Below are 14,266 nucleotides of genomic sequence, written 5' to 3'. Positions count from 1 at the left end.
ATAAAGGCCGCAACTTAATTTCAACGAGGATGTATCCATGTTCGGCAATATCAGTATTTGGCAGTTACTTATCGTCCTGGCAATCATTGTGCTGCTGTTTGGCACCAAAAAACTGCGCGGTATCGGTACAGATTTGGGATCCGCTATCAAAGGCTTTCGCAGCTCGATTAAAGACGAACCAGCGCAGGATGAAGAGCAGCCAGCCGTGCAACTGTCAGAAAAGGCTAAAGACCAGACTGACAAAGACAACGCCACCTCACATTCTGCCAAAGATAAAGTGTAAATGGGCTTTTGGGAACTGGTCGTTATTGGTGTAGTCGCCTTGCTGGTGCTTGGCCCAGAGCGGCTGCCTGGCGCCATTCGCTCGGTGCACAAAACCGTGCGCAGCGTTAAGCAATTTGGCCAGCAAATGCAGGCTGAATTAAGCAACGATTTGCGTAGTCATGAGCTACACCAAAAATTAAAAGATGCCGAAGCTAAAGGCTTGCTCAATCTTACAGAACAGGAAAAGGCCGCGTTGGCAGAATTGAAACAGGCTGCAGCTGATGTTAACGCACCACTGTCGTCCATTACCGGTAGCAAAGATAATAAACATGACGCTGAACGCTAGCCCTGACAGCCTGCTTGGCCATCTAATAGAACTACGTAACCGCTTGTTGCGCTGTGTCGTAGCTGTAGTACTGGTATTTGCCGCGCTCGCTGCTTTTGCCCAGGAAATTTATCATTTAGTGGCCAAGCCGTTAATTGCCGTACTACCGGCAAATAGCAGCATGATTGCAACTGACGTTGCTGCACCATTTTTCGCGCCGTTTAAACTAACCTTTGTGGTCGCTATCTGCCTGGCTATTCCGTATATTTTGCTACAGGTATGGCAGTTTATTGCACCGGCATTGTATAGCAGAGAAAAGCGCTTAATGGCGCCATTGGTCGTTAGCAGCACGCTGTTGTTTTATAGTGGTATTGCTTTTGCTTATTTTGTCGTGTTTCCGATTATTTTTGGCTTTTTTACCAGTGTTGCACCACAAGGTGTAACCGTAGCAACAGACATCAGCAATTATCTCGACTTTGTGCTGAAGCTTTTTTTCGCTTTTGGCTTGTCATTTGAAATACCGGTCGCTATTTTGCTGATGGTTTGGACCGGTGTAACTACCCGAGCGGCCTTAGCAGAAAAGCGGCCCTATATTGTAGTGGGAGCGTTTATCCTTGGCATGCTGCTCACACCACCCGATGTCCTTTCACAAACCCTATTGGCTGTGCCAATGTGGTTACTCTTTGAATTAGGTTTAACACTAAGCCGGTTCTATCAGCCGGCTAGTAACGACGTAGCTGAAAGTAAGCAGGAAGAATAATGATGAAACGCTTGGCAATGATCACCCTGTTAGTCGCAACCAGCAGTCATGCTGCTGGAATACCAACAGAGCAAGCCCTGGAACTTTGCCGCGCGGAGCAAAATGCTTTAAAGCGTCTGTTGTGTTACGACACCATTAATACCGGCAGCACGCAAAACAGCAGCGTAGCCCCCTCGGCGACAGCCCCTGCTACGGCAGCACAACAACCACAGGAATTCGGTAAAGAGCATCGCAATTTTTTACCTGAAGATGCGCCTGAGCAAGTGTATATGACGGTGCGAAAAATTAGCTATGACCCATACAAATCATTGATTGTAGAGTTTGATAATGGCCAGGTTTGGCAGCAACTGGGCACCGAATATTACAGCATTAAGGCCGGCGAGAAACACTATATTAAACGTGGTGTAATGAACTCTTTCTTGCTGGGCAGCGACGATGGGCGCAAAGCCATCCGGGTCCGCCGCGAAGATTGACATGCCAAACTGGAGTGATATTGGCGTTAATCTATTTAGTACACAGTTCGATATAGATCGCGATGCAGTCCTGAGCCGCGCCACGCACGCAGGCATAGTGCATATGCTACTTATTGGCAGTGACATTAACGAAAGCCAGCAAAATATTAACTGGTGTCGCCAGCATAACAACTGCTTTAGTACGGCGGGTGTACATCCACACCAAGCCGCAAAGGTTGAGCAAGACTGGCTAGTGCAGCTGCGCGCGTTGCTAATGCTGCCGCAAGTTGTTGCAGTAGGCGAGTGCGGATTAGATTTCAACCGCGATTTCTCCCCCCGCCCACTGCAGCAGCAGGTATTTGCGGAGCAGCTGCAACTGGCGAAAGCCTGTGCCAAACCGGTTTATTTGCATGAACGCGATGCGTTTGATACACAAATGGCCATGCTGCTCGAGCATCAGATTAGTCATGGTGTTGCCCATTGCTTTACCGGTGACAGCGTCCAGCTTAAGGCGTACTTGGATTTAGGCTTATATATCGGTGTTACCGGCTGGGTGTGCGACGAGCGACGTGGCCATGCGCTGCAACACGCGCTGCGTTATATCCCGGCCGATAGATTACTACTGGAAACCGATGCACCTTACCTGTTACCCAGAACCCTGCTACCCAAACCTGCAAGCCGCCGCAATGAGCCGGCATTCTTGCCAGCTATAGCCAGTGTTATAGCTGAATTAACCGGCAGCAATATCGAGACTCTGGCAGCACAAACACTGAGCAATAGTCGTGCCCTGTTTGGCTTTGCTGCGCTGCCAGGTCCTCAGCATGGTTGAACTAAGCAGCTTCAGCGAATTTCTGCCTTATTTTGCGCTCGGCGTATTAGTGGGCGTGGCCATAACGTTAGGGCTTGGCGCAATAAAACTATTACGTTGGCGACGCACCGCGGCAGATCTTGAAAGCGCACTACGTAGCCACAGTTTTGAATTGCAAATTACGTTGGAAGAGTTGGCAGAAAAAAACCATCAGTTACAGCAACAAACCGAGCTGGATGCGCTGTCAGGGATTTACAACCGTGCCTATTTCGACCGGCAACTCCGAGCAGAAATGAAGCGCAGCCGACGCGAGCAAAGACCACTGGCACTGGTATTGCTGGATATCGATCACTTTAAAAAGATTAACGACCAATACGGCCATGTTACCGGCGACCAGGTGATCAAAAAGGTAGCCCGGCTTATGCAACAGCAACTTAAAAGACCGGCTGATAAGCTTTGTCGCTATGGCGGTGAAGAATTTGCCTTAATTTTGCCCAATACCTTTACGGATGGCGCTGCGGCACTGGCTGAAAATATCCGCTTACAGCTGGCCGCAGATAAACAACAACCGTTGGTGACTATCAGTGCCGGCTGTTTTGCCGCAATCCCAGATCCTGCCAGCGAAAGTGACGAATTTATTAACTTTGCCGATAAAGCCTTGTATCAAGCCAAAGCTGCCGGAAGAAATCAGGTACATGTTTATCCACATGGCCTGATGAACCCGCAACCTGCGCCCGAAGGAGAACTGAATGAACACTAACCGCTTTTTCCCGGCAGCCCGCCTGCGACGCATGCGTGAACACGATTTTAGCCGCCGCTTGATGGCAGAGCATCAACTAACAGTAAATGACTTAATTTACCCGATGTTTATTATTGAAGGCGATAATAAACGTGAAGCCATCGCCTCTATGCCAGGCATCGAACGCCTAAGCCTTGATTTACTGCTAACAGAAGCAAAAGAACTGGTCGAGTTAGGCATTCCGGCTATTGCGCTATTTCCGGTCACAGCCAGCGATAAAAAATCACTGCAGGCCGAAGAAGCCTGGAACCCGGATGCATTGGCACAGCGCGCCGTACGCCTGCTGAAACAGCATGTGCCAGAGCTGGGCATTATTACCGACGTTGCGCTAGACCCATTCACTACCCACGGCCAGGACGGCATTATTGACGACAGCGGCTATGTCATGAACGACATTACTACCGCAGCATTGATTAAGCAGGCGTTGTCACACGCCGCAGCCGGCGCCGACGTAGTTGCACCGTCCGATATGATGGACGGCCGCATTGGCGCTATTCGTGAAGCACTAGAAGACGCTGGCTTTGTTAATACCCGTATTATGGCGTACTCAGCTAAGTATGCGTCCAGCTACTATGGCCCGTTCCGCGATGCGGTAGGCTCGGCCGGTAATTTAAAAGGTGGCAATAAAAAAACCTACCAGATGGACCCGGCCAACAGCAACGAAGCGCTGCACGAAGTAGCACAAGACTTAGAAGAGGGCGCCGACATGGTGATGGTAAAGCCCGGTATGCCGTATTTAGATATCGTGCGGCGGGTAAAAGACGAGTTCGGCGTGCCTACTTTTGCATACCAGGTTAGTGGAGAATACGCCATGCATATGGCTGCTATTCAAAACGGCTGGCTGGCTGAGCAGCCGGTGATTATGGAATCATTGCTGGCGTTTAAACGCGCTGGTGCCGATGGCATTTTGACTTACTTTGCCAAGAAAGTGGCTATTTGGTTAAAGCAGGGTAGCTAACTTACTTGATCAGCAGCTCCCAACCGGTTTGCTGCTGATATTGCACTTCTTGCTCTAATTCGGCCCGCATCAGCGGATGTTGCTCTAACCAGCCTTCCGGCATACTCAGCGTTAGTTGCTCACCTTTACTGCTGATATTAACTTGCGGCAGCACTTCGTGGCGCCGGCGCATCGATAAAATCACTGCCAGGCGTAAAATGCGCGTTAAACGCACCGTTAGCAGCACTGATGTCATGGTTTGGCGGGCGATAATCTCGCGGCTGATATCCGCACGGTGATTGTGCACCAACGCCATAACCAACTGCTGCTGGGCCCGGGTAAAACCGGGTAAGTCAGAGTGGTTAATAATATAAGCGCCGTGGTGATGATGATTTTTATATTCGATAAGCAGGCCCAGCTCGTGCAGCAAAGCGCCGCTGGCCAGCATGCTGTGGCCTTCAAACTTGTTTAAATCCCAACGGCTTTGCAGCTGATTCGCCAGCTCGCCGGCCATTTCTGCCACCCGCGCGGCATGGCGCTGGTCAATAAAATAACGCACCATCAAGCTATTAACCGTACGATTGCGCACATCATTGTTTTGCAATTGTGGCAGCATGCTGTACAGCACACCTTCGCGCAGTGCGCCGCCAGATAACGTCATACCGCCAATATTTAACGTGCGAAACAACGCGATTAAAATTGCAAGACCAGATGGGAACACTTGCTTACGCTCTTGTGCCAGCCCGGTAATGGTTAATTGTTCCATCCGACCGCACGCCAGCGCCTGCTGCATAATATCTTCCAGCCGACTTAGCGTGATGACTTCATCTTTACCTTGCGCGACCAATATCTCCTGCATGGCCTGCACTGTACCAGACGCGCCCACAGCTAACTGCCAACCAGTTTGTTGGTATTGCGCTGCAATCGTTAGCGCTTCTTGCTCTGCCGCTGAGATGGCGCGGTTAAAGTTATCTTCACTTAACTCATCATCGGCGAAATAACGCTCCAGATAAGTAACGCAGCCCATATTCAGGCTGGATAACAGTAGCGGAGTAAAGCCAGCACCGATCACGACTTCAGTACTGGCACCGCCAATATCGATTACTAAACGGTTGCTGTCACTATTTGACGTGTGAGCTACACCAAGATAGATAATACGGGCCTCGTCTTCACCGCTGATAACGGTAACTTTTTGCCCCAGAATGGCTTCGGCTTCTTTGAGGAAGGTTTTAACGTTTTTCGCTAAGCGTAATGTAGCGGTACCGACAATACGGATGTTTTGTGGTGGGATGTCCTGCAAACGCTCAGCAAATAGCGCTAAACATTCCCAGCCGCGCTTCATGGCTTTGCGGCTTAATACCAGGCTTTCATTTAACCCTGCCGCCAGGCGAACTTTACGCTTTACCCGGCCAATCACCTGCACCGAGCCGCCCACTACTTTTACCATCAACATATGGAAACTGTTGGAGCCAAGATCAATCACCGCATAAATATCCTGATGCGGTGATTGGTCGGCAGTTAAAGCCGGATTAACGAGGACGGTTGCGAGGAGCTCTTGCGCCATTACTGCTGCGTCCACCAGAGCCTGAACGGCTACCGGTTCTTGCCTGACCGGCACGGCGGCGTACCCGCGGTTTCGGTGTTTTAATATCGTCCAGCAAAGCGCTGGCGTCATACTGACTTACCGGCACCGGATGGCGAATATAGTCTTCTATCGCGGTAAGATTAAGCGCGTAGCGCTCGCAGGCAAAGCTAATGGCTTTGCCGCTTTCGCCGGCCCGGCCAGTACGGCCAATGCGGTGCACATAGTCTTCACAGTCGTCCGGCAAGTCATAGTTAAATACATGACTCACCTTCGGAATATGCAAACCACGGGCAGCAACATCAGTCGCCACCAAAATATCCAGTTTGCCACTGGTGAAATCTTCCAAAATACGCAAACGCTTTTTCTGTATCACATCACCGGTTAACAAGCCAACGCGGTGGCCGTCGGCCTCCAACCAGGCGTGAACTTCTTCACACCAATGTTTGGTATTAGCAAATACAATGGCTTTATCCGGCCACTCTTCTTCCATCAGCGTTAACAATAGCGGTAGCTTATGCTCATCTGACGGATAAAACAGCTCTTCGCTGATCTGGCTGCCGGTCATTTCATCCGGCGCGACATGGATATGCACCGGCTGATTCATCTTTTCAAATGCCAGCTCCTGTACCTTATAAGACAAGGTAGCTGAGAACAACAAGCTTAAACGCTCTGTCGCCGGCGGCATGCGGTTAAACATAAAGCGGATGTCTTTGATAAAGCCCAGATCAAACATCCGATCGGCTTCGTCTAACACCACAACCTGAATTTGTGATAAGTCGTACAAGCCCTGTTTTAAATAGTCGATTAAGCGGCCTGTGGTACCAATTAGAATATCTACGCCGTTTTCTAATAGCTGGCGTTGAGTATCATAACCTTCGCCCCCATAGATCAGGCCAAGGCGTAAGCCGGCTTTTTCTGCCAGCATTTTTGCGTCTTGGTGGATCTGTACCGCCAGTTCCCGCGTAGGTGCCATAATGATAGCGCGCGGCTGGCCGGAGCCTTTGGGCTCGTGGGTAAGCAAATGATGAAAAGTGGCGGTTAAAAACGCCAGTGTTTTGCCGGTACCCGTTTGGGCCTGGCCTGCAATGTCTTTGCCAGCTAACGCCAGTGGTAAACATTGCGCCTGAATGGGCGTACAATAGCCGAAACCTTGCGCGTTTAAAGCGTCAAGAACCTGTGGTGCCAATGCGAAATCGGCAAATTTATGTGCAGTTAAGTGTGTTTTATTCATACGGCGCTAAGCATAACCGTTACGCTTGCAATAAGGAACAGCCACGTTTAAATTGATAACACTTTTTTGCAGCCAGGCTGCACAGCACTAGCGGAGAGATAAATGAGCGAACATATTTTACAGGTTTCAGATGATAGTTTTGAAACCGACGTACTAAAAGCCGACGCACCGGTTTTGGTCGACTTCTGGGCAGAGTGGTGCGGTCCTTGTAAAATGATCGCTCCAATGCTGGAAGACGTGGCACAAGAGTATGCTGGCAAAGTAACCATAGCCAAAGTTAACATTGACCATAACCCAAACACGCCGCCAAAGTTTGGTATTCGTGGCATCCCTACGCTGCTGCTGTTTAAGAACGGTCAGGTTGCGGCTACCAAGGTTGGCGCCTTGTCGAAAACTCAGCTAAAAGAATTTTTGGATGGCAACATCTAAATAAAATTAAAAAGGCGTATTTTTATACGCCTTTTCTATTTCAGCGCTGGACGCTTTTGTAGTCAGCTGCTATTGTGTAGCCAATAACACGTTCTAAACCACGCTTGTCTGTCGAAAAAACCACTTCCAAACCTTATTTTATCGAACCGATAAGCATTACCCTGTTTATATATCAACAAGAAAACCAATCAATATGCATTTAACAGAACTGAAACTAAAGCCAATTAGCGAGCTGGTTGAATTGGCTGAGTCTATGGGCCAGGAAAATATGGCCCGCCTGCGTAAACAAGACATTATTTTCGCCATTTTGAAATCACATGCCAAAAACGGCGAAGAAATTTTCGGTGATGGTGTGCTGGAAATCCTGCAGGACGGTTTCGGTTTTCTGCGTTCCAGTGACAGCTCATACTTAGCTGGTCCAGATGATATTTATGTCTCCCCCAGCCAAATACGCCGTTTTAACCTTCGTACCGGCGACAGCATTTCTGGCTTAATTCGCCCGCCAAAAGAAGGCGAGCGTTACTTTGCTTTATTAAAAGTAAACGAAGTTAACTTCGGCCGGCCAGAACAAGCACGTAACAAAATTCTCTTTGAAAACTTAACCCCGCTGCATGCCAACTCGCGCATGCGGATGGAGCGTGGCAACGGTAGCCGTGAAGATATCACTGCCCGGGTACTGGATTTGGCGTCCCCCATTGGCCGCGGTCAGCGTGGCTTGATCGTGGCACCACCCAAAGCCGGTAAAACGATTTTACTGCAAAACATCGCGCAATCTATTGCCGCTAACCACCCTGAATGTGTGTTAATGGTTTTGCTGATTGATGAGCGACCAGAAGAAGTAACTGAAATGCAGCGCCTGGTTAAAGGTGAAGTAATTGCTTCAACCTTCGATGAACCCGCAAGCCGTCACGTTCAGGTTGCTGAAATGGTTATTGAAAAGGCCAAACGCCTGGTTGAGCACAAAAAAGACGTTATCATCCTGCTTGACTCCATTACCCGTTTAGCCCGTGCTTATAACACCGTAATCCCAAGCTCTGGCAAGGTATTAACCGGTGGTGTTGACGCTAACGCCCTGCATAAACCTAAGCGTTTCTTTGGTGCAGCACGTAACGTAGAAGAAGGCGGCAGCTTAACTATTATTGCTACCGCGTTGGTCGATACCGGCTCGAAGATGGATGAGGTTATTTACGAAGAGTTTAAAGGCACAGGTAATATGGAATTACACCTGTCACGTAAAATTGCTGAACGTCGCGTCTTTCCTGCCATCGACTTTAATCGCTCTGGCACCCGCCGCGAAGAGTTACTGGCATCACCGGAAGAGCTACAAAAAATGTGGATCCTGCGCAAAATTCTCAACCCGATGGATGAGACTGAATGTATGGAGTTCCTGATTGACCGTCTGTTGATGACTAAAACCAACGATGAGTTCTTCGATGCCATGAAACGGCAAAAGAGCTAACCTCAACAAAGACCGGCGCCAGCCGGTTTTTTATGGTTCTTGTCCGTCGGTTGAACCAATATAACGATGGTACAGCAGTTCTAACACTGGCATTTGGTTGGGCTCATGCCAACTAAACATAATATCCTGGTAAGCAGGATGCAATTTGGCTTTGGCAATAGCTGCGTTTATATCATTGATAATCTGATCTGACGTTGCCGGGCTGCATGCCACATATGACAGATTCACATCTCGCTCATCCAAAAAATGATGATGCAGTTTGAGCTTTGCCATGCCGGCAGTACGCTTAAGATATTCAGCTCGGGCCGGATATTCTACTAAAAAGTCTGCACGTTGATGTGCCAACAGCGTCAGTGGGTTAGTTGCTATCGGTAACGTCAACATGTTGCCAGGTGCCAATTGATTCACTAACTCAGGCAATGCACGCCCTGATTCCATCAGACCAATGACATCAGGAAGTTTAATAAGCCATGGTAACAACGCCGGCTGTTTTGCCTCCAGCCAGCGTTGATACAATTTGCCATGTTCTGTTAAGGTTACCGCGTAACCCGCCCCAACCGACACCAGCGCAGAAAATTTTATTGCTGCACGCTCTGGCGTTTTAACAATGCCAAAAGAGCAGTAACTTGTTGCTGTGTCGAATAACATTTGTTCACGGCGCAACAGTGATTGCCACTCTTCATGATGTTGATAGTCCGGCAGCTCTGCCTGTACTAGCTGTTGCAAACGTTGCAACGTGCCCTGCCCTGCAAATTCGCCCTGCTGAATAAAATACGGGGGCAAATCAGCTTGCAACCAGTGGATAGCAAGACGGGCCTGCACTGAGCACATAGCTAATAAACAGATAGCACGCAACAACATGGTAATTTTCCGGCAAATCGATACGTTAACCATAGCCACGCTGCCAGTAAAAAGCCAATCAGCCAATCGTATGGTGCACCAGCGGATTAGCATTTGTTACGTTTGCCATGCTAAGTGCCACCAGATATTCCTTGCTGGCTACTGCCGCAGCTTCGGCACTGGCCGCATGCACTTTGGCAACTACATCGCCCTGCTGTACCTTGCTACCCGTTGGCAGAATATGGCTAAAACCGACTGCAGGGTCAATTTGTTGGCTAGGGTGTGAGCGGCCGCCACCTAAGCGCACCACCGCCATACCCAGGCCAACAGTATCGTGATACTGCAGATAACCACTTTGCGGCGCAATAATATCCTGCACCACCGGCGCACTAGCCAAATACTGTTGTGGTTTTTCAATTAAATCGGCCGGACCACCCAGTGCCGTTATCATTTTGGCGAAAATTTCTGCCGCCTTGCCCGAACTTAAACTGTGCTCCAGCGCCGCCACTGCACTGGCTTTATCCTGGTGTAAGCCGCCCAGCATTAGCATATTGGCACCCAGCTCCAGCGTGATCTGGTGCAAGCGTGGCTCACGGTATTTGCCGGTTAAATAATCCAGCGTTTCTATCACCTCCAACACATTACCGGCAGTGGCGCCTAAAATCTGGTTCATATCGGTCAATAGCGCCCGGGTATTAACACCGGCACCGTTGGCGACATTAACTATGCTGTTAGCCAGCGCCGAGGCATCATCAACGGTGCGCATAATGGCGCCGTTGCCAATTTTCACGTCCATTACCAGCGCATCTAAACCTTCAGAAAGCTTTTTCGACAAGATAGAAGCGGTAATAAGCGGTATCGACTCTACCGTGGCAGTCACATCCCGAATAGCATATAAGCGCCGATCGGCCGGCGCCAGCTGGCTGCTTTGGCCAACAATCACACAACCCAATTGTGGCAATAACCGCTGAATTTTCTCCAGAGGTTGGGTACAGCTGTAACCCGGAATAGTTTCCAGTTTATCAACAGTACCGCCGGTATGGCCCAAACCACGACCGGCAATGCTGGGCATATAAGCGCCACACGCAGCAACCATTGGCGCCAACATCAGCGTTACTTTATCGCCTACGCCGCCGGTGCTATGTTTATCAACCACCGGACCATTCAACTTGCCTTGCCAGTTTAGTACTGTGCCGCTATCACGCATTGCCAGCGTTAAGGCCACAATTTCATCGGTTTGCATACCGTTTAAATAAATCGCCATCGCCAGAGCGGCTACCTGGCCTTCACTGAAACTGTCGTCAGTTAAACCACGGACAAACTGCTTAATTTCGGCTTGGTTCAAAGTGCCGCCATTGCGTTTAGTTTTAATAATTTCCTGCGGGATCATCTATTAAGCTCCAACTTTAGTGCTGTTGGCTAAATATGTCGGCGTAAAAGCTGCCGGCAATAGCTCGCCCAACGTCCAATCTTGCTGTTGCTGTAAGTGGTTACAGCTGGCGATCGGCGCATCGGGGGTGAAAAACTCGGCAATTACCTGACGGCAAATACCGCACGGCGGCGTTAACATAGCTTGCGGTGTATACACTAACAGCGCAGTGAAGTTACGCTCGCCGGCTACTACTGCTGCGCCAATGGCATTGCGCTCAGCGCACACAGTACCGCCGTAAGAAGCGTTTTCAACATTGCAGCCGGTATAAATTTTGCCGCTGTCAGCCAATATGGCAACTCCGACGGGGAATTTGCTGTAAGGCGCATAAGCCTGCGCGGCGGCTTGTTTCGCGGCCTGCTGCAGGGCAGCCCAGTTAATTTCGCTCACTGGTTAAACTCATGTTAGTAATGGGCATACAGTGTTACTGCGAATGGCGTTTTGGTCAAGCTTGATGCACCCAACTGTGGCCGCAACGGCTGACGACACGCTAAACAAGCGCTATACTGCCGTTTTATTTTGTTAACCAGCCAAAACGTGAACAGCATTAACTACCTTGCCGGTTATCCGGAACAAATTCAGCAGCAGGCAACCGGCTTATTACACAGCGGCCGCCTAAGCAGCTATCTGGCAGAGAAGTACCCGGCAGCGCATCAGGTGCAAAGCGATAAAGCGCTGTACAGCTATGTTAATACGTTGAAAAACAGCTATATGCGCAACACGCCATCGCTTAGCCAGGTGCGTTACGACAGCAAGCTTAATGTGATAAAGCAGGCGCTGGGTATGCATACCTTTGCCTCCCGGGTGCAGGGCAACAAACTTAAAGCCCATAACAGCATTAGTGTCGCGGCTTTGTTTAAAGACGCGCCAGAGCCGTTTTTACGCATGATAGTGGTGCACGAATTAGCCCACTTTAAAGAAAAAGATCACAATAAGGCCTTCTACAAACTGTGCCAGCATATGGAGCCGGCTTACCACCAGCTGGAGTTCGACACCCGGCTTTGGTTGCTCTGGCGCGATATTAGTAAAGCAGAGTGTTAAACGTAGCCTGACAAAGAAAACTCATCAGCATCTAAATACGCCGGAAATTGCTGCCGGTATTGCGTTAACGCGCTCAAATCCAGCGAAGCGGTTAATACAGCCGCCTCATTAGGCGCTAACTCAGCCTGCAGCAGGCCAAGATAATCGACTATCAGGCTATCACCACGATAATCTACGCCATTACCATCCTGACCTACCCGGTTACAACCCAGCACAAAGGCCTGGTTTTCTATCGCCCGTGCCTGCAACAAAGTGCGCCAGGCATGAGCGCGGGCAGCCGGCCAGTTGGCGACATACAGCGCCACATCGTAGTCATTGCGATTACGGCTAAATACCGGGAAGCGCAGGTCATAACATACCTGTAATAACACGCGCCAGCCGCGATACTGCACCACCACCCGCGGCTCACCGGCGATATAGGCCTGATGTTCACCGGCCATGCGAAACAGATGCTTTTTATCGTAATAACTGACGTCGCCCTGTGGCGTGACAAAATAGCAGCGGTTAACACAGCCGCGCTCTGTGCGGGTAGCCACCGAGCCACACAATGCCGCACCGCATAACGCTGCTTGCTGTTTAAGCCAGGCCAGTGTTTCGCCTTCAGGTTCAGCGATAACATCACTTCGCATGGAAAAACCCGTGCTGAACATTTCCGGCAGCACAATCAAATCGGCGTTAATTTGTTGCAGCTGCTGTGCCAGTTGCTGACGGTTTGCCTGGGCGTCTTGCCATACCAGGGCGGTCTGCAACACTGCAACCTGCAATAGCGCTAAATCTGACATAACGCCTCCGCAGCTGCTTGCAAGGTGTCGTGTTGTTTAGCAAAGCAAAAACGAATAATGCGGCTTTGTGGCGGCGTCTGGTAAAACACCGACAAGGGTATTGCTGCTACTTTGTGCTCAGTGGCCAGCCAGCGGCAAAAGCTAACATCATCCAGCTCACTGATCGCGCTGTAATCTGCCAGCTGAAAATAGGTACCCTGACAGGGCAGCAAGTTAAAACGGCTGTTGGCTAATAGCATGGCGAAGCTATCGCGCTTTTGCTGATAAAACGCCGCTAAGCCGCTAACCTGTTGCCGCTGCTGCGCCAGCATATCGGCGATGGCATATTGCGCCGGGGTAAAGCTGGCAAAGGTGACGTACTGATGAATTTTGCGAAATTCTACCGTCAGGGCTGGCGGTGCCACACAATAGCCTAGCTTCCAGCCGGTAACATGAAAGGTTTTACCAAACGACGACACAATAAAGCTGCGCGCTGCCAGCTCGCTAAAACCATTGGCGCTTAGCTGTGCTGCGCCATCAAACACCATATGCTCGTACACTTCATCACTGATGCAAAACAAATTATGCGCTAGCACCAGTTGCTGCAGCGCCAACCAGTCTTGCTGGCTAAACACCATACCGCTGGGGTTATGCGGGCTGTTAACAATGATCAGCTTAGTGCGCGCTGTTACCGCATCAGCTACCTGCAGCCAATTAACGCGGTAGTCCGGCGCCGTCAGCGCAATATGTACCGCTTTACCGCCGTTTAGGGCAATAGCTGGTGCGTAGCTGTCGTACGCCGGGTCAAAAATAATCACTTCATCGCCTGGGCTTACGATGGCGCTGATAGCAACAAACAACGCCTCGGTGGCACCACTGGTTACTGTTACTTCCTGCTGTGCGCAAACACTGCGGCGATAACAGCGCTGGATCAGCGCGGCAATTTGTTCACGCAGCGGTGCAATACCCGGCATGGGTGCATACTGATTCAGGCCCTGAGCGCTGTATTGTGCCAGCGCCGAAACAAGCTTTGGGCTGGCAGGGAAATCCGGAAAACCCTGAGATAAATTAATGGCTTGCTGCTCTGTTGCCAGTTGCGACATCTGGCTGAAAATAGTAGTGCCCACAGCAGGCAATTTGCTTTTG

General features: G+C 50.0%; 17 protein-coding genes. 10 read left to right on the top strand and 7 right to left on the bottom strand.

The window, feature by feature from the left end; all coding sequences use genetic code 11:
* The first annotated feature begins 37 nt into the window (after positions 1–37).
* Genes tatA through hemB form a run of 7 tightly spaced genes read left to right on the top strand, consistent with a single transcriptional unit; the run spans position 38 to position 4,366 of the window.
* A complete protein-coding gene (gene tatA, locus I4W93_RS18905) occupies positions 38–283 on the top strand; it encodes a twin-arginine translocase TatA/TatE family subunit (protein WP_205313255.1) in 246 nt (81 codons plus the stop codon).
* The gene (tatB, locus tag I4W93_RS18900; protein ID WP_205313258.1) at positions 284–610 is read left to right on the top strand and encodes a Sec-independent protein translocase protein TatB; all 327 of its coding nucleotides are present in this window, start codon (positions 284–286) and stop codon (positions 608–610) included. It begins immediately after the preceding gene.
* Complete coding sequence (gene tatC / locus I4W93_RS18895; protein ID WP_205313260.1) at positions 594–1,349, top strand: twin-arginine translocase subunit TatC; 756 nt, start codon at positions 594–596, stop codon at positions 1,347–1,349. The genes tatB and tatC overlap by 17 nt, the downstream gene beginning before the upstream one ends.
* Positions 1,349–1,822 (top strand): hypothetical protein, encoded by a 474-nt coding sequence (locus I4W93_RS18890; protein WP_205313264.1) that lies wholly within the window; start codon positions 1,349–1,351, stop codon positions 1,820–1,822. The genes tatC and I4W93_RS18890 overlap by 1 nt, the downstream gene beginning before the upstream one ends.
* A gap of 1 nt (position 1,823) precedes the next feature.
* Positions 1,824–2,630 carry a TatD family hydrolase gene (locus tag I4W93_RS18885; RefSeq protein WP_205313266.1) on the top strand — a complete coding sequence of 269 codons (807 nt, stop codon included), beginning with the start codon at positions 1,824–1,826 and terminating at the stop codon, positions 2,628–2,630.
* Positions 2,623–3,369: a GGDEF domain-containing protein gene (locus I4W93_RS18880; protein WP_205313268.1), complete on the top strand. Its 747-nt coding sequence runs from the start codon at positions 2,623–2,625 to the stop codon at positions 3,367–3,369. Before I4W93_RS18885 ends, I4W93_RS18880 begins: the two co-directional genes overlap by 8 nt.
* Positions 3,359–4,366 carry a porphobilinogen synthase gene (gene hemB / locus I4W93_RS18875; protein WP_205313271.1) on the top strand — a complete coding sequence of 336 codons (1,008 nt, stop codon included), beginning with the start codon at positions 3,359–3,361 and terminating at the stop codon, positions 4,364–4,366. The genes I4W93_RS18880 and hemB overlap by 11 nt, the downstream gene beginning before the upstream one ends.
* A 1-nt stretch (position 4,367) precedes the next feature.
* On the opposite strand, the gene gppA is transcribed toward hemB, so the two are convergent.
* Together gppA and rhlB are read right to left on the bottom strand one after the other, a co-directional pair.
* On the bottom strand, positions 4,368–5,909 hold the full coding sequence (gppA, locus tag I4W93_RS18870) for a guanosine-5'-triphosphate,3'-diphosphate diphosphatase (protein ID WP_205313274.1): 1,542 nt from the start codon (positions 5,907–5,909) through the stop codon (positions 4,368–4,370).
* Positions 5,875–7,161 (bottom strand): ATP-dependent RNA helicase RhlB, encoded by a 1,287-nt coding sequence (rhlB, locus tag I4W93_RS18865; RefSeq protein ID WP_205313281.1) that lies wholly within the window; start codon positions 7,159–7,161, stop codon positions 5,875–5,877. Before rhlB ends, gppA begins: the two co-directional genes overlap by 35 nt.
* Positions 7,162–7,263: 102 nt before the next feature.
* Between rhlB and trxA the strand changes: the two genes are divergently transcribed.
* Together trxA and rho are read left to right on the top strand one after the other, a co-directional pair.
* Positions 7,264–7,590 (top strand): thioredoxin TrxA, encoded by a 327-nt coding sequence (trxA, locus tag I4W93_RS18860; RefSeq protein ID WP_205313283.1) that lies wholly within the window; start codon positions 7,264–7,266, stop codon positions 7,588–7,590.
* 193 nt (positions 7,591–7,783) lie between these two features.
* Positions 7,784–9,049 carry a transcription termination factor Rho gene (rho, locus tag I4W93_RS18855; RefSeq protein ID WP_205313286.1) on the top strand — a complete coding sequence of 422 codons (1,266 nt, stop codon included), beginning with the start codon at positions 7,784–7,786 and terminating at the stop codon, positions 9,047–9,049.
* Between the two features lie 30 nt (positions 9,050–9,079).
* Here rho and I4W93_RS18850 read toward each other — a convergent pair whose 3' ends face one another.
* The 3 genes from I4W93_RS18850 to I4W93_RS18840 are packed head-to-tail and all read right to left on the bottom strand — an operon-like array spanning position 9,080 to position 11,708.
* A complete protein-coding gene (locus tag I4W93_RS18850) occupies positions 9,080–9,943 on the bottom strand; it encodes a hypothetical protein (RefSeq protein ID WP_224673566.1) in 864 nt (287 codons plus the stop codon).
* Between the two features lie 25 nt (positions 9,944–9,968).
* The gene (deoA, locus tag I4W93_RS18845) at positions 9,969–11,279 is read right to left on the bottom strand and encodes a thymidine phosphorylase (protein ID WP_205313299.1); all 1,311 of its coding nucleotides are present in this window, start codon (positions 11,277–11,279) and stop codon (positions 9,969–9,971) included.
* A 3-nt stretch (positions 11,280–11,282) separates the two neighbouring features.
* A complete protein-coding gene (locus I4W93_RS18840) occupies positions 11,283–11,708 on the bottom strand; it encodes a cytidine deaminase (RefSeq protein WP_205313302.1) in 426 nt (141 codons plus the stop codon).
* Positions 11,709–11,855: 147 nt separating this feature from the next.
* On the opposite strand from I4W93_RS18840, the gene I4W93_RS18835 reads away from it, so the two are divergent.
* Complete coding sequence (locus I4W93_RS18835; RefSeq protein WP_205313304.1) at positions 11,856–12,359, top strand: YgjP-like metallopeptidase domain-containing protein; 504 nt, start codon at positions 11,856–11,858, stop codon at positions 12,357–12,359.
* On the opposite strand, the gene I4W93_RS18830 is transcribed toward I4W93_RS18835, so the two are convergent.
* Entirely contained in the window at positions 12,356–13,141 is a 786-nt protein-coding gene (locus I4W93_RS18830) for an amidohydrolase (protein WP_205313305.1), read from the bottom strand. The two genes, I4W93_RS18835 and I4W93_RS18830, sit on opposite strands and share 4 nt — an antisense overlap.
* Positions 13,129–14,247 carry a methionine aminotransferase gene (locus I4W93_RS18825; protein WP_368735637.1) on the bottom strand — a complete coding sequence of 373 codons (1,119 nt, stop codon included), beginning with the start codon at positions 14,245–14,247 and terminating at the stop codon, positions 13,129–13,131. The genes I4W93_RS18830 and I4W93_RS18825 overlap by 13 nt, the downstream gene beginning before the upstream one ends.
* Between the last annotated feature and the right edge of the window lie 19 nt (positions 14,248–14,266).

Origin of the sequence: Rheinheimera maricola (assembly GCF_016918075.2) — a bacterium.
Taxonomy (GTDB): domain Bacteria; phylum Pseudomonadota; class Gammaproteobacteria; order Enterobacterales; family Alteromonadaceae; genus Alishewanella; species Alishewanella maricola_A.
Note: the sequence above shows the minus strand (reverse complement) of the source record. Positions and strands in the feature narration are given on the sequence as shown.

Bases quoted from the DNA above. Each gene is read 5' to 3' on its own strand.
- tatA (WP_205313255.1), top strand. From the start codon at position 38: ATGTTCGGCAATATCAGTATTTGGCAGTTACTTATCGTCCTGGCAATC.
- tatB (WP_205313258.1), top strand. From the start codon at position 284: ATGGGCTTTTGGGAACTGGTCGTTATTGGTGTAGTCGCCTTGCTGGTG.
- tatC (WP_205313260.1), top strand. From the start codon at position 594: ATGACGCTGAACGCTAGCCCTGACAGCCTGCTTGGCCATCTAATAGAA.
- I4W93_RS18890 (WP_205313264.1), top strand. From the start codon at position 1,349: ATGATGAAACGCTTGGCAATGATCACCCTGTTAGTCGCAACCAGCAGT.
- I4W93_RS18885 (WP_205313266.1), top strand. From the start codon at position 1,824: ATGCCAAACTGGAGTGATATTGGCGTTAATCTATTTAGTACACAGTTC.
- I4W93_RS18880 (WP_205313268.1), top strand. From the start codon at position 2,623: ATGGTTGAACTAAGCAGCTTCAGCGAATTTCTGCCTTATTTTGCGCTC.
- hemB (WP_205313271.1), top strand. From the start codon at position 3,359: ATGAACACTAACCGCTTTTTCCCGGCAGCCCGCCTGCGACGCATGCGT.
- gppA (WP_205313274.1), bottom strand. From the start codon at position 5,909: ATGGCGCAAGAGCTCCTCGCAACCGTCCTCGTTAATCCGGCTTTAACT.
- rhlB (WP_205313281.1), bottom strand. From the start codon at position 7,161: ATGAATAAAACACACTTAACTGCACATAAATTTGCCGATTTCGCATTG.
- trxA (WP_205313283.1), top strand. From the start codon at position 7,264: ATGAGCGAACATATTTTACAGGTTTCAGATGATAGTTTTGAAACCGAC.
- rho (WP_205313286.1), top strand. From the start codon at position 7,784: ATGCATTTAACAGAACTGAAACTAAAGCCAATTAGCGAGCTGGTTGAA.
- I4W93_RS18850 (WP_224673566.1), bottom strand. From the start codon at position 9,943: ATGGTTAACGTATCGATTTGCCGGAAAATTACCATGTTGTTGCGTGCT.
- deoA (WP_205313299.1), bottom strand. From the start codon at position 11,279: ATGATCCCGCAGGAAATTATTAAAACTAAACGCAATGGCGGCACTTTG.
- I4W93_RS18830 (WP_205313305.1), bottom strand. From the start codon at position 13,141: ATGTCAGATTTAGCGCTATTGCAGGTTGCAGTGTTGCAGACCGCCCTG.